10 protein-coding genes and 2 riboswitches are annotated in these 14275 nt (G+C 67.6%); of the genes, 9 read left to right on the forward strand and 1 reads right to left on the reverse strand.

Annotated elements, in window-relative coordinates; translation table 11 throughout:
* Positions 1-10: 10 nt before the first annotated feature.
* Complete coding sequence (locus AWC31_RS36065; RefSeq protein WP_234817122.1) at positions 11-1546, reverse strand: PucR family transcriptional regulator; 1536 nt, start codon at positions 1544-1546, stop codon at positions 11-13.
* A 171-nt stretch (positions 1547-1717) separates the two neighbouring features.
* On the opposite strand from AWC31_RS36065, the gene AWC31_RS36070 reads away from it, so the two are divergent.
* The 9 genes from AWC31_RS36070 to pdxS all read left to right on the forward strand — a co-directional run bounded on the left by AWC31_RS36070 (position 1718) and on the right by pdxS (position 14273).
* On the forward strand, positions 1718-3079 hold the full coding sequence (locus AWC31_RS36070; protein WP_085150550.1) for an MFS transporter: 1362 nt from the start codon (positions 1718-1720) through the stop codon (positions 3077-3079).
* Between the two features lie 42 nt (positions 3080-3121).
* Positions 3122-4153 (forward strand): agmatinase, encoded by a 1032-nt coding sequence (speB, locus tag AWC31_RS36075; protein WP_234817123.1) that lies wholly within the window; start codon positions 3122-3124, stop codon positions 4151-4153.
* A gap of 87 nt (positions 4154-4240) precedes the next feature.
* A riboswitch (glycine riboswitch) is annotated at positions 4241-4339 on the forward strand.
* Between the two features lie 160 nt (positions 4340-4499).
* A complete protein-coding gene (cycA, locus tag AWC31_RS36080) occupies positions 4500-5963 on the forward strand; it encodes a D-serine/D-alanine/glycine transporter (protein ID WP_085150554.1) in 1464 nt (487 codons plus the stop codon).
* A gap of 134 nt (positions 5964-6097) precedes the next feature.
* Positions 6098-6189: riboswitch (glycine riboswitch) on the forward strand.
* A 145-nt stretch (positions 6190-6334) separates the two neighbouring features.
* Positions 6335-9181, forward strand: coding sequence for an aminomethyl-transferring glycine dehydrogenase (gene gcvP / locus AWC31_RS36085; protein ID WP_085150556.1), 2847 nt, complete (start codon positions 6335-6337; stop codon positions 9179-9181).
* A complete protein-coding gene (gcvT, locus tag AWC31_RS36090) occupies positions 9178-10293 on the forward strand; it encodes a glycine cleavage system aminomethyltransferase GcvT (protein ID WP_085150558.1) in 1116 nt (371 codons plus the stop codon). Before gcvP ends, gcvT begins: the two co-directional genes overlap by 4 nt.
* A gap of 15 nt (positions 10294-10308) precedes the next feature.
* Positions 10309-10713: a glycine cleavage system protein GcvH gene (gcvH, locus tag AWC31_RS36095; protein WP_085150560.1), complete on the forward strand. Its 405-nt coding sequence runs from the start codon at positions 10309-10311 to the stop codon at positions 10711-10713.
* The gene (glyA, locus tag AWC31_RS36100; protein ID WP_085150562.1) at positions 10710-11978 is read left to right on the forward strand and encodes a serine hydroxymethyltransferase; all 1269 of its coding nucleotides are present in this window, start codon (positions 10710-10712) and stop codon (positions 11976-11978) included. The genes gcvH and glyA overlap by 4 nt, the downstream gene beginning before the upstream one ends.
* 2 nt (positions 11979-11980) lie before the next feature.
* Entirely contained in the window at positions 11981-13363 is a 1383-nt protein-coding gene (locus tag AWC31_RS36105) for an L-serine ammonia-lyase (RefSeq protein ID WP_085150564.1), read from the forward strand.
* A 22-nt stretch (positions 13364-13385) separates the two neighbouring features.
* Positions 13386-14273: a pyridoxal 5'-phosphate synthase lyase subunit PdxS gene (gene pdxS, locus AWC31_RS36110; RefSeq protein ID WP_264052052.1), complete on the forward strand. Its 888-nt coding sequence runs from the start codon at positions 13386-13388 to the stop codon at positions 14271-14273.
* Positions 14274-14275 lie beyond the last annotated feature (2 nt).

Below are 14275 nucleotides of genomic sequence, written 5' to 3' on the forward strand. Positions count from 1 at the left end.
GCCGCGCGCGTCAGACGCCGGGCAGCCGCCGCGATGCGCTCACGTCGCGGCGGCGCATGTCCTCCTCGGCGTCGAGCAGCTCGACCGCCCGCAGTGCGAGCCACAGCTCGGCCAGCGAATCGGTTTCGGCCAGATCGAGTTTGGTGATCTCGGCGACCCTCCGCATCCGGTACATCACCGTCTGCCGGTGGACGTGCAACGTCTGCGCCGTCTGCTGCCACGACCGTCGGTTTCGCAGGAACGCATCGAGCGTCTCGACGAGATCGGTGTTCTGTTCGCGGTCGTACTCCTGCAGCGGGCGCAGCACGCGGTCGACGAGGGCTTGTGCGTCGCCGACGCTCGACAGTCCCAGCCAGGACGGCCCGCTGCCGTACCGCGACACTGCGACCCCGCGCCGCTGTGCGAGCGAAAAGGCCCACGACGCTTCGCGAATCGATTCCTGAAGGCGGTTGATGGAACCCAGACGCTGGCTGATCCCGATTCGGGCCGTGGGCCCGAGTGCCCGCGCCAGCACGTCGTCGCACGGCGAGTTCTCGGGCACCACGGCGTAGAGGATCCCTTCGCGTGTGGTGCACACATACGGAATCGCATGGCGCCACAGCGAGTTGTGCACGTGGAGCACGCGGTCGTCGTCGGAGCTGTGCGCGGCGATCAGGACCACCGTCGCGGGATCCAGTCCGAGATCGGCGAGTTGTCCGGCTGCGGTCGGACCGTCGATGCGGCTCTCCAACAGGCGCTCCAGGAACGCCGAACCCTGGCGCCGACCGTGTTCGAGCATCAGCTGCGTCTGCGACAACTCGAGGCTGACCACTGTCGCCGCGTGCTGGAGCTGAATGGGGTCGACACGCCCGCCCTCGGCCGTGACGGCCACCAGCGCGGCGCTGGGATGGCGCTGAATGTCGGTGAGCAGGGCCGTGTTCCCGGCGACGGCGGGCAGGCCGAAGGCGCCCGCCGCCACATTCGTGAGGCTGTCGGACAATGCGACGACCGCGTCCCGCGTGGTGGCGTCCAACTCGGCTGCTTGCGGAAACCACGGCTCACCGGTGTGTCGATCGCAGACGTGGAGCCGGCAACCCAGTTCGCGTTCCAGTGCGGCGAACAGCTCCGCCGACGTGGTGGCGCGCGCGATGTGGCGGCGAACCAGGTCGTAGATCCGCACCGTCCGGGTGAGGCGGCTGGATTGGTCGAGCAGTGTGGCTTCGGCGACCGCCCGGGAGATGGCCACGAACGGAAGCGGATAGCGGATGTTCAGAATCGGCAGCCCCAGCCGGTCGCTGGCCGAAATCACGTCGTCACTGAGGTCCGGGCAGTACATCTTCTCGCCGATCGCCAGCCCGGACACGCCGGCCTCGTTCAATCGCTCGACGACAAGCACCTGCTCGGCCGGTCCCGCGGGAAACGACAACCCGTTGGTCATCAACAGCTCGCCGCCGGTGACCCAGCGCCACGGTTCGGGGAGATCGGACGTGTGTGTCCAGGAGATCTCCCGGCTCAGGCCCGATGCCCCGGCGAGGACCTCCAGGCCCAGGTGGGGTGTTTCCGCCAACTCACCGACTGTGATCGCGATAGCGCCGCCTCCGTTCCGGTTTAGCCGATCGCACAAACCATAGGCGCGTGTTTTGCGCATCGTCTACTCGCGGACAGGCCGCGCCCGCCGCCATGCTGTGTCTCGGCTCACACCTCCCCCGTTCGAGAGCCCCGTCACGCAGGAGCTTCCATGTCCCAAGCCGGCCACCTCATCGACGATGCGCCGCTCACGTCCTTCCACAAGAAGTTGACGCTGTTCTCGTCAGGCGGACCGTTCATCGACGGTTACGCGCTGTCCATCATCGGCGTCGCCCTCATCACGCTCGAACCCGCGATGAGCTTGTCGGCCACCGAGATCGGGCTGATCGGCGCCGCCAGCCTCATCGGCATCTTCGTCGGCGGCGGGGTGTTCGGATACGTCACCGACAAGATCGGTCGCCACCTGATGTACATCGCCGACCTGATCGCGCTCGCCGTGTTCTCCGTGCTCTCGGCATTCGCCACCGAAGCGTGGCAGCTCATCCTGCTGCGGTTTCTCCTCGGCGTCGCGATCGGCGCGGACTACCCCATCGCCACATCGCTGCTGGCCGAATTCCTGCCGAAGAAACAACGCGGCAGGCTCCTCGGGGCGATGTTCGTGGTGTGGGCCGTGGGTGCCGCGGCCGCCTACGTCGTCGGTTTCCTCCTCCGCGATTACGGGCCCGATGCCTGGCGCCTGCTGTTGGCGAGCCCGGCCGTGTTCGCCGTGATCACCCTGCTGGCCCGGATGGGTACCCCAGAATCGCCGCGCTGGCTGCTCAGCAAGGGGCGAGTCGCCGAGGCCGACGCCGCGATCAAGCAGGCCTTCGGACCGCAGTTCGGCGTGGGCGACCTGGACCAGAATGACGGCGAAACCGCCAGGACCACTTCGTTCGCACAGGTTTTCAAGCGGCCGTACCTCAACCGCACCATCTTCGTCGCGGTGTTCTGGACCGCCCAGGTCATCCCGCTCTTCGCGGTCTACACGTTCGCACCCGACCTGTTGGCGTCCTTCGGACTCGAGGGCGACGCCAACCTCTACGGCGGATCACTGTTGATCTCACTGCTTTTCGTGGTCGGTGGCATACCGGGCCTGTACCTCGTCGAGAAGATCGGCCGCCGGGCACTGCTGATCGGATCGTTCGCCGTGATCGCGGTCGCGCTCGCCATACCCGCCCTCATACCGGGGATTCCGCCCGTCGCGTTCTTCCTCGCGCTGGCCGTGTACGCGCTGGCCTCGGGCGCCTCGAGCTTCCTCGAAATCGTCTATCCCAACGAGCTTTTCCCTACCGAGGTCCGCGCGACCGCGGTCGGCGTGGGCACCGCGGTGAGCCGCATCGGCTCCGCGGGCGGCACGTATCTGATGCCGCTTGCCCTCACCGCACTGGGCGCCGGTGGCGCGCTCGGGGTCGGGGCCGCGGTTACCGCAGTGGGTTTGGTGGTCGCGATCTTCATGGCGCCCGAAACCCGCGGTGTCGCACTGACCGAGAGTGCGGCGCCGTCACCTGCCGAAGAACAACTACCCGCGTCCTGAGCCGTCCCCACAATCCCGCACTCAACGAAAGACAGGAAACCAGTGAGCATTCGACCGACCGTTCCAACCGTCGACGCACGTACCGGCCTCGTCGGGGCGGTGCCCGCCACCGAGGTGCCCCGCTACGCGGGCAAGAGCACCTTCGCCCGCATCGCCGATGTGCACGAGGTCAGCGACTACGACATCGCCATCCTCGGAATCCCGTTCGACGGCGGCACGTCGTACCGACCGGGCGCGCGATTCGGTCCGCTGGCCGTCCGCCAGGCCGCCCGCACCATCCGCCCGGGCTATCACGTCGAACTCGGGGTCGCGCCGCTGCAGACCGTTCAGGTCGTCGACGCGGGCGACATCTCGGTCACGCCCTATGACATCGCCGCCGCGTGCCGGCAGATCCAGGACCACACGGCCGACATACTCGGTGACGGCGACCGCCGCATCGTCGCGATCGGCGGCGACCACACGATCGCGCTTCCGAATTTGCGTGCGCTGCACGCCAAGTACGGGCCGGTGGCCCTCGTGCACTTCGACGCCCACCTCGACACGTGGGACACGTATTTCAACGCCCCGGTCACCCACGGCACGATCTTCCGCCGCGCATTCGAGGAAGGACTGTTGATCGAGGACCACTCGATCCATGTGGGTATCCGCGGGCCGATCTACGACCAACTCGACCTGCGGGACGACGCCGACATGGGATTCAAGATCATCCGGGCCGGTGATCTCGACGTGATCGGTACCGACGCCGCGGTCGACATCGTCCGGTGCCGCGTCGGCGACGTGCCGGTGTACCTCTCGATCGACATCGACGTGCTCGACCCGGCGTTCGCACCAGGCACCGGCACCCCGGAAGCAGGCGGTTTCACGTCCCGCGAACTGCTGCGCATGCTGCGCAAGCTGGGCGGGCTGAACATCGTCGGCGCCGATGTCGTCGAGGTCGCCCCGGCTTACGACCACGCCGAGATCACGTCGGTGGCTGCCGCGACCATCGTGTTCGACCTCGTGTCGCTCATGGTCGCGGACAGCACGACGCATCCGGAGGTGCAGGCGGACGAGGCCGCGATGGCCCCGTCCTGATCGGGGGGTGCGCAATCGGGATCCGACTGATAACGTGACGCGCGGCACACTCCCAGTTCGGGAGTGGCTCATAACTCAAAACGCCGTTGAGTCGCGGCGGGAGAGCCCCGCCCCATCCAGTTGGCGGGCGCCGCAGGAGCAAATCCTCCCCAGGAATCTCTCAGGCACCGGTACCGCCGCGACTAGGCACCTCTGGAAAGCAGCCGAGCACACCGTGTTCGGCTCACCGAAGGGGCAAGCGATTCGTCGGTGACGGCGGATCGTGAAAACTCTCAGGTTCAAGCGACAGAGTGGGGAGGCGCCCGCAGCCCGCGCTCCCCTTCGCGCCTGAGATCCTTGAGGTGTTATGTCCCAATCCAGTGACCTGACCGCTCCCGAAGCGGCTTCGACTCCGTCATCGGCCGAGCCACGGCTCGACCGGCAGCTCTCCAACCGGCACATTCAGCTCATCGCCATTGGCGGCGCCATCGGCACCGGGCTCTTCATGGGCTCGGGCAAGACGATCTCGCTCGCCGGCCCGTCGGTGATCTTCGTCTACATGATCATCGGCTTCATGTTGTTCTTCGTGATGCGGGCCATGGGCGAGTTGCTCTTGTCCAACCTGCATTACAAGTCGTTCGCCGACTTCGCGGCCGATCTCCTCGGGCCGTGGGCGGGCTTCTTCACGGGCTGGACCTACTGGTTCTGCTGGATCGTCACCGGTGTCGCCGACGTGGTCGCCATCTCGGGTTATGTGAGCTACTGGTGGGGTGACCTGCCGCTGTGGATACCGGCGCTCGTCACGGTCGGCGTGCTGATCGGGTTGAACCTGCCGACGGTCCGCGCGTTCGGAGAGACCGAGTTCTGGTTCGCACTGATCAAGATCGTCGCGATCGTCGCACTCATCGTCATCGGTCTCGTGATGGTGTTCCGCCACTTCGAGGCGCCCAACGGCGCGGTGGCGAGCTTCGCGAACCTGTGGAACGACGGTGGCTTCTTCCCGACCGGGCCGATGGGATTCGTCGCCGGATTCCAGATCGCCACATTCGCGTTCGTCGGTATCGAACTGGTGGGCACGACCGCGGCCGAGGCCAAGAACCCCGAACGCAACCTGCCGAAGGCCATCAACTCGATCCCCGTGCGCGTGATGCTGTTCTACGTCGCCGCGCTCGCGGTGATCATCTCGGTGACGCCGTGGCGCGAGATCAGCCCGGACAACAGCCCCTTCGTGGCGATGTTCAGCCTCGCCGGGCTCGGCATCGCGGCATCGGTGGTCAACTTCGTCGTGCTGACCTCGGCGGCGTCGTCGGCCAACTCGGGTATCTACTCGACCTCCCGGATGGTGTACGGCCTGGCCCAGGAAGGCGACGCACCCAGCCGGTTCGGCAAGCTGACGTCACGGCGGGTGCCGGCCAACGCGTTGTTCCTGTCCGGAGTGTTCCTGCTTTCGGGCGTGGTCATGGTGGTCGTGGGCGACTCGATCATCGAGGCCTTCACGATCGTGACGACGATTTCGTCGCTGTGCTTCATGTTCGTCTGGTCGATCATCCTGATCAGCTACCTGACCTACCGCAAGCGCAGACCCGAACTGCACGAGGCGTCGAAGTTCAAGATGCCCGGCGGCATCGTGATGTGTTACGTGGTGCTGGCGTTCTTCGTCTTCCTGGTCTGGGCGTTCACCCAGAAGCAGGACACGCTGCAGGCACTGCTGGTCACACCGGTCTGGTTCATCGTGCTCGGTGTCGCATGGGCGGTGCTGCGGCGGCGCCCGGGCCATCTGGCCCGCGAAGCCAAGTTCCGCGCCGATCTCGAAGCCGCAGAACAGGACTGACCACACCAGCGCCGGAGCGGCGTCCCCGCCATCGGGACGCCGCTCCGCCCTGCGTGATCCAAAGTCGTTGCACGCCAACGGTTTACAACATCACGTCGATCAGGTAGGGTGTGGTGAACAACTCAATACGCCGTTGACCCGCAGCGGGAGAATCCTCCAATTCGGAGGCGCCGTAGGAGCAACTTCCTCCCCGGGAATCTCTCAGGCTCAATACCGCTGCGTCGAGGCAACTCTGGAGAACAGTGCCGAATTCGGCACTTACCGAAGGTGTACAGCGCAACCGCGCCCAGACTCTCAGGTTTCAGGACAGAGCGGGGAGGTGTCCCAGTTGACGTCCGGCCCCCGGACGCTACCGAAACCGGAGTCACCTCGTGAACTTCCCCGCACGCCACATCGGCCCCGACGCCGACGAGACAGCTCACATGCTGCGCCGCCTGGGCTACCGCGATCTCGATCAGCTCATCGATGCCGCGGTGCCCGACCAGATCCGCATCACCGAACCGCTGGATCTGCCTGCCGCCCGCGATGAGGACCGCGTCCTGAGCGACCTGCGTACGCTGGCCGACCGCAATCGGCCGCGCGTGCAGATGATCGGCCTGGGCTACTACGACACCGTGACGCCCGCCGTCCTGCGCCGCAACATGCTCGAATCACCGGCCTGGTACACCGCATATACGCCGTACCAGCCGGAGATCTCCCAGGGCCGGCTCGAGGCGCTGCTGACGTTCCAGACGATGATCCAGGACCTCACGGCACTGCCGATCGCCGGCGCATCCCTGCTCGACGAGGCCACCGCGGTGATGGAAGCGGTGCTGCTCATGCGGCGCGCCAACAAGTCGAAGTCCAGCCGCGTGATCCTCGACGCCGAGTGCCTGCCGCAGACGATCGCCCTCGTGCGCGGCCGCGCCCGAGCGGTGGGCATCGACGTCGAGGTCGCCGAACTGTCGGACGGCCTACCCGACGGCGACGCGTTCGGTGTGGTGCTGCAGGCCCCGGGGGCCAGCGGCGTGGTGCGCGGCCTGGCGGAGCTCATCGCCGACGCCGCCGCCCGCGGAATGCTGACAACCGTTGCGGCCGATCTGCTTTCGCTGACGCTGTTGCGCGCACCCGGTGAGCTGGGCGCCGACATCGCCGTCGGTTCGGCACAGCGGTTCGGTGTGCCCCTGTTCTTCGGCGGTCCGCACGCCGGTTACCTGTCGGTGCGCGCCGGACTCGAACGCATGCTGCCTGGCCGGCTTGTCGGGGTCTCTCTGGATTCCGAAGGCAAGCCGGCCTACCGCCTGGCGCTGCAGACCCGCGAGCAACACATCCGCCGCGACAAGGCCACGAGCAACATCTGCACCGCACAGGCTCTGCTGGCCAACGTCGCCGCGATGTACGCCGCCTACCACGGCCCGGACGGCCTGCGCGCCATCGCCACTCGCATTCACCGGCACGCCTGCGCCATCGCGGCCGGTCTGCGCGCGGCCGGGCACGATGTTGTCCACGAGCGGTTCTTCGACACGGTCTTGGTGCGCAGCCGCGGTGCGGCACAACGATTCGTCGCCGCCGCCGAGGCCGACGGCATCAACCTCAGGCTCGTCGACTCCGACCATGTCGGCATCGCATGCGACGAACGCACGACCGACGACGTCGTGGCCCGGGTGCTCGCGGTGTTCGACGCATCCGTGCAGCCCGCCGTAACCACCGGATTCCCAGCGGAACTGGTACGCACCTCGACCTACCTCCACCACCCGGTGTTCCACGAGCACCGGTCCGAGACGGCGATGCTTCGCTTCCTGCGCGAGCTGTCTGATAAGGATCTCGCCCTGGACCGCAGCATGATTCCGCTCGGCTCGTGCACGATGAAGCTGAACTCGGCCGTCGAAATGGAGCCGATCAGCTGGCCCGGATTCGCCGGTATCCACCCATACGCACCGGCCGAGCAGACCGAGGGATACCTGGCGCTGATCGCCGACCTCGAGGGCTGGCTCGCCGAAATCACCGGCTACGACCGGGTTTCGCTGCAGCCCAACGCCGGTTCGCAGGGCGAGCTGGCCGGGCTGCTGGCCATCAAGGCCTATCACTCCTCGCGCGGTGAATCCCACCGCGACGTCTGTCTGATCCCCCAATCCGCACACGGCACCAACGCCGCATCGGCGGTGCTGGCGGGCATGCGGGTCGTGGTGGTCGGGACGGCGGCCAACGGCAACATCGACATCGCCGACCTGCGGGCCAAACTCGCCGCCCATGACGGCTCGGTCGGCGCCATCATGCTCACCTACCCGTCCACCCACGGCGTGTACGAGAACGACATCACGACCGTGTGCGATCTGGTCCACGCGGCGGGCGGCCAGGTGTACGTCGACGGGGCCAACCTCAACGCCCTGGTGGGCCTCGCCAAGCCGGGCCGGTTCGGCGGCGACGTGTCACACCTGAACCTGCACAAGACGTTCTGCATCCCGCACGGCGGCGGCGGCCCGGGCGTCGGCCCGGTGGCCGTGCGAGCGCACCTGGCGCCGTTCCTGCCGGGCGATCCCCTGGCCGAGGACGGGCCGGCACCCGTCTCGGCCGCGAACTACGGTTCGGCGGGCATTCTCCCGATCACGTGGGCCTATCTGGCGCTCATGGGCCCCGATGGCCTCACCGCTGCCACCAAGTCCGCGGTACTGGCCGCCAACTACCTGGCCGATGCGCTCACCGAGCACTACCCGGTGCTCTACACCGGTCCGGCCGGGCTCGTCGCGCACGAATGCATCCTCGACCTGCGTGCCCTCACGAAGGCCACCGGAGTGACCGCCGAGGACGTCGCGAAGCGCCTGATCGACTACGGATTCCACGCACCGACGTTGTCGTTCCCGGTGAACGGCACGCTCATGGTCGAACCGACCGAGTCGGAGAACCTCGCCGAGCTCGACCGGTTCATCGAAGCGATGATCGCGATCCGCCACGAGATCGACCAGGTCGGGTCGGGGGTCTGGCCGCTGGAGCAGAGCCCGCTGCGGCAGGCACCGCACACCGCCGAACAGGTGACCGCACCGGACTGGGATCTTCCGTACGACAGGCAGTACGCGGTGTACCCGGTCGATGCGGTGCGCCGCAACAAATATTGGCCGCCGGTGCGCCGTATCGACGGCGTGCACGGGGATCGCAACCTGGTGTGCTCGTGCCCGGCACCGGAAGCCTTCGAGATCACCGACGCCCCCGCCGTATCCGACCGTGAGGAAGTGTTCGCATGACCAGTACCGCACCAACCACCACGTCGCCGTTACTCGGCGAGCACCGCGAGCTCGGCGCGACGTTCACCGACTTCGCGGGCTGGCAGATGCCGCTGAAGTACGGCAGCGAACTGACCGAGCATCACGCGGTCCGCCGCACCGCCGGGTTGTTCGACCTGTCGCACATGGGCGAGATCGAGGTCAGCGGTCCGCAGGCCGGTGCGGCGCTCGACTTCGCGCTCGTGGGCGAGCTGTCCAAGATCGCGGTCGGCCGTGCCAAGTACTCGCTGATGTGCGACGCCGACGGCGGTGTGATCGACGACCTGGTGGTGTACCGCCTGACCGACGAGCACTTCCTGGTCGTCGCCAACGCGGCCAACGCGCCGGCCGTCGCCACCGAATTCACCACACGTGCACAGGGTTTCGATGCCACGGTGACGGATCGGTCCGGCGACACCGCGCTGATCGCGGTGCAGGGGCCTGCCTCGGCCTCGATCGTGCAGTCGCTGGCGCCCCAGCAGCTCGCCGACACCATCGCCGCGCTCAAGTACTACGCGGTGACCACCGCCGAGGTGGCCGGTCTCGAAGTGCTGCTGGCCCGGACCGGCTACACCGGCGAGGACGGTTTCGAACTGTACGTACCCGCCGGGCAAGCCGTGGCGCTGTGGCGGGCCTTGGCCGACGCGACCGCGGGTGCGGACGGGAGCCCAGCCGGCCTGGCGTGCCGCGACACCCTGCGTCTGGAAGCCGGCATGGCGCTGTACGGGCACGAACTGACCTTGGCGACCAACCCGTACGAGGCGGGCCTGGGCAAGGTGGTGCGGTTGACCAAAGACTTCGTCGGCCGCGATGCGCTGCAACGTCTTTCCGAGCAGCCCGCGCAGCGGACCCTGGTCGGGCTCAAAGGCGCCGGGCGGCGGGCTGCGCGCGCCGGATACTCCCTGCATCAGGCCGACAACGCCGAGCCCGTCGGTGTGGTGACCTCCGGTGCGCTCTCCCCCACCCTCGGATACCCGATCGCCCTGGCCTACCTCGACGTCGACCTCGCCGAACCCGGAACCGCGCTCACGGTCGACGTGCGCGGCAAACGGGAACCGTTCGAGGTCACCCCATCCCCCTTCTACCGCCGCTAGCCGAGAGGAAAACCGATGTCTGCCACCCCCATTCCCGACGACCGCAGCTACACCGAGGAACACGAGTGGGTGCTCATCGCACCCGGTGCCGCCGTGCCCGACGAGCCGGTGCGGATCGGTATCACCGCCGTCGCCGCGCAGGCCCTCGGCGATCTCGTGTACCTCGACCTGCCCGAGGTGGGTGCGACCGTGACGGCCGGCGAGGTCTGCGGCGAGGTCGAATCCACCAAGACGGTCTCCGAGCTCTACCCGCCGGTCAGCGGTGAGGTCACCGAGGTGAACACCGCGGCCATCGACGACCCGAGCCTGGTGACCTCCGATCCCTACGGCCAGGGCTGGCTGTTCGCGGTCGCCCCCACCGACACGGCCGTGCTTCTCACCGCCGCCGAATACGCTGACAAGAACGGAGTTCCGGCATGAGCGTGCTCAACGACCCCCTGGTCGAATTCGATCCCGAGATCGCCGAGGCGATCGGCCTCGAACTGCAGCGCCAACGCGTCGGGCTCGAGATGATCGCCTCGGAGAACCATGCGCCGCTCGCGGTGATGCAGGCGCAGGGTTCGGTGCTCACCAACAAGTACGCCGAGGGATATCCGGGGCGGCGCTACTACGGCGGATGCGAGCACATCGACGTCATCGAACGGCTCGCGATCGGCCGGATCAAGGAGTTGTTCGGCGCCGAATTCGCCAATGTCCAACCGCATTCGGGCGCGCAGGCCAACGCGGCCGTCATGCATGCGCTGATCAAGCCGGGCGACACCATCCTCGGGCTGTCGCTGGACTGCGGCGGCCACCTCACCCACGGCATGCGGCTGAATTTCTCCGGCAAGCTCTACAACGTCGCGGCCTACGGCGTCTCCCCGTCCGACTACCTCATCGACATGGACGAGGTCGCCAGGATCGCACGGGAATGCAAGCCGCAGTTGATCATCGGCGGCTGGTCGGCCTATCCGCGCCAGCTCGACTTCGCGCGCTTCCGGGAGATCGCCGACGAGGTCGGCGCCTACCTGATGGTCGACATGGCCCACTTCGCCGGTTTGGTGGCCGCGGGCCTGTACCCCTCGCCGGTGCCCCACGCGCACGTCGTCACCTCGACGACCCACAAGACACTCGGCGGTCCGCGCGGCGGGATCATCCTGACCAACGAGGCCGAACTGGCCAAGAAGCTCAACTCGGCGGTGTTTCCCGGTCAGCAGGGCGGCCCGCTCGAACACGTCATCGCCGCCAAGGCCGTCGGCTTCAAGATGGCCGCGCAGCCCGAGTTCGCCGAACGTCAGCAGCGCGTCCTGCGGGGCGCCCGGATCCTGGCCGACCGACTGAGCCAGCCCGACGCCAAAGAGGCCGGCATCACCGTGCTGACCGGCGGCACCGATGTGCACCTCGTGCTGGTCGATCTGCGGGACGCGGCGATCGACGGCCAGCAAGCCGAGGACCGGCTCGACGCGATCGGTATCACGGTCAACCGCAACGCCGTGCCATTCGATCCGCGGCCGCCGATGGTCACCTCGGGCCTGCGGATCGGTACGCCGGCGCTGGCGGCTCGCGGGTTCGGCGATGACGACTTCAGCCGTGTCGCCGACCTCATCGTCCGCGCCCTGGTCGCGGCACCGGGCGCCGACGTCAGCGATCTGGCTGCCGAGGTGCGCGCGCTCGCCGACAAGTACCCGCTCTACCCAGGACTGTAAGCATGACCATCAGCGTGTTCGAGCTCTTCTCGGTCGGCATCGGGCCGTCGAGCTCGCACACCGTGGGACCGATGCGGGCGGCTGCGCGATTCGCCGAGGATCTCAGCAGGGACGGGCTGATCGGCGAGGTCGCCGTTGTCGATGTCGATCTGTACGGTTCGCTCGCGGCCACCGGGGGCGGCCACGGCACGATGCCGGCGATCCTGCTGGGTCTTGAGGGGTACCAGCCGGAGACGATCGAGACCGACGAGATGGAACGCCGCCTGCGGGAACTGCGCACCAGCGGGCGCATCAACCTGGGCGGACGCGTGCCGATTGCGTTGGCGGAGGACGACATCCGGCTGCATCCGCACACCGTGCTGCCGCGCCACCCGAACGGGATGACCATCACGGCGTACGGCGGCAGCGGTCGCCAGGTGCGATCGGAGACGTACTTCTCGGTGGGCGGTGGGTTCGTGGTCAGCGAATCCGAGCCCGAACAGAACCGGAGTGCGTCGCACAACGCATGGTCGTTCGGCTCGGCCGCCGAACTGCTCGACCTGGCCGACCGGCACGGCCTGCCGATCAGTGCCGTGATGCTCAATCACGAGATGGTGACGCGGTCTCAGCCCGAAATCCGCGAGCGGCTGCTACACATCCGCGACGTCATGGTGGCCTGCCAGCGTCGCGGTATCACGCGTGACGGCGACCTGCCCGGAAACCTGCGGGTGCGCCGCCGCGCCCGCGACTGGTACGAGCGACTCGACGCCGAAGACCCGAACCGGGACCCGGCGTTCGCCGAGGACTGGGTCAACCTCGTGGCGCTCGCGGTGAACGAGGAAAATGCCTCGGGCGGAAGGATTGTCACGGCACCGACCAACGGCGCCGCCGGCATCATCCCCGCGGTGCTGCACTACGCGCTGCACTACACCGCGGCAGGAAAGTCCGATCCGGACGGCACCGCAGTGGCGTTCCTGCTCACCGCCGGGGCCATCGGCTCGCTCTACAAGGAGCGCGCGTCGATCTCCGGCGCCGAGGTCGGATGTCAGGGCGAGGTCGGCTCGGCCGCGTCGATGGCCGCCGCCGGCCTGGCCGAGATCCTCGGTGGCACACCGCAACAGGTCGAGAACGCCGCCGAGATCGCGATGGAACACAGCCTGGGCTTGACGTGCGACCCGATCGGCGGGCTCGTGCAGATCCCGTGCATCGAGCGCAACGCCATCTCGGCGGGCAAGGCCATCAACGCCGCGCGCATGGCGCTGCGCGGTGACGGGACACACCGGGTGACGCTCGACCAGGTGATCGAAACCATGCGCTGCACCGGGCTGGACATGAGCGCCAAATACAAGGAGACCTCGACCGGTGGCCTCGCCGTCAACGTGTCGGTGAACCTTGTCGAGTGCTGAATCAGATTGAGGGAGAATCGTAGTGAGCAATGAGACGGGTACCGCGCGGGTTAAGCGTGGTATGGCTGAGATGCTCAAGGGCGGCGTGATCATGGACGTGGTCACTGCGGAGCAGGCTCGCATTGCTGAGGGTGCGGGCGCGGTGGCGGTGATGGCGTTGGAGCGGGTGCCTGCCGACATCCGCGCCCAGGGCGGGGTGTCGCGCATGAGCGATCCCGACATGATCGAGGGCATCATCGACGCGGTCACCATCCCGGTGATGGCCAAGGCCCGCATCGGCCATTTCGTGGAGGCCCAGATTCTGCAGAGCTTGGGTGTGGACTATGTCGACGAGTCGGAGGTGTTGACCCCGGCCGACTACACCAACCACATCGACAAGTGGAAATTCACCGTGCCGTTCGTGTGCGGGGCGACCAATCTGGGTGAGGCGTTGCGCCGGATCACCGAGGGCGCGGCGATGATCCGCTCCAAGGGCGAGGCCGGCACCGGCGATGTCTCCAACGCGACGACGCACATGCGCAAGATCGGTGGCGAGATCCGCCGGCTGACCTCGATGAGCGAGGACGAGCTCTACGTGGCGGCCAAGGAACTCCAGGCACCGTATGAGTTGGTGGCCGAGGTGGCGCGGGCCGGCAAGTTGCCGGTGACGCTGTTCACCGCCGGTGGCATCGCCACGCCGGCCGATGCGGCGATGATGATGCAGCTCGGCGCCGAGGGGGTGTTCGTCGGGTCGGGGATCTTCAAATCCGGCAACCCCGCGCAGCGGGCCGCCGCGATCGTCAAGGCCACCACGTTCTACGACGATCCCGATGTGCTGGCCAAGGTGTCACGCGGTCTGGGCGAGGCCATGGTCGGCATCAACGTCGAAGAGATCGCCCAGCCCCACCGCCTCGCCGAACGCGGCTGGTAGCC

Origin of the sequence: Mycolicibacterium wolinskyi, assembly GCF_002101965.1 — a bacterium.
GTDB classification, from domain to species: Bacteria; Actinomycetota; Actinomycetes; order Mycobacteriales; family Mycobacteriaceae; genus Mycobacterium; species Mycobacterium wolinskyi.

Coding starts and splice junctions, on each gene's coding strand:
- AWC31_RS36070 (WP_085150550.1), top strand. CDS start 1,718: ATGTCCCAAGCCGGCCACCTCATCGACGATGCGCCGCTCACGTCCTTC.
- cycA (WP_085150554.1), top strand. CDS start 4,500: ATGTCCCAATCCAGTGACCTGACCGCTCCCGAAGCGGCTTCGACTCCG.
- gcvT (WP_085150558.1), top strand. CDS start 9,178: ATGACCAGTACCGCACCAACCACCACGTCGCCGTTACTCGGCGAGCAC.
- gcvH (WP_085150560.1), top strand. CDS start 10,309: ATGTCTGCCACCCCCATTCCCGACGACCGCAGCTACACCGAGGAACAC.
- glyA (WP_085150562.1), top strand. CDS start 10,710: ATGAGCGTGCTCAACGACCCCCTGGTCGAATTCGATCCCGAGATCGCC.
- AWC31_RS36105 (WP_085150564.1), top strand. CDS start 11,981: ATGACCATCAGCGTGTTCGAGCTCTTCTCGGTCGGCATCGGGCCGTCG.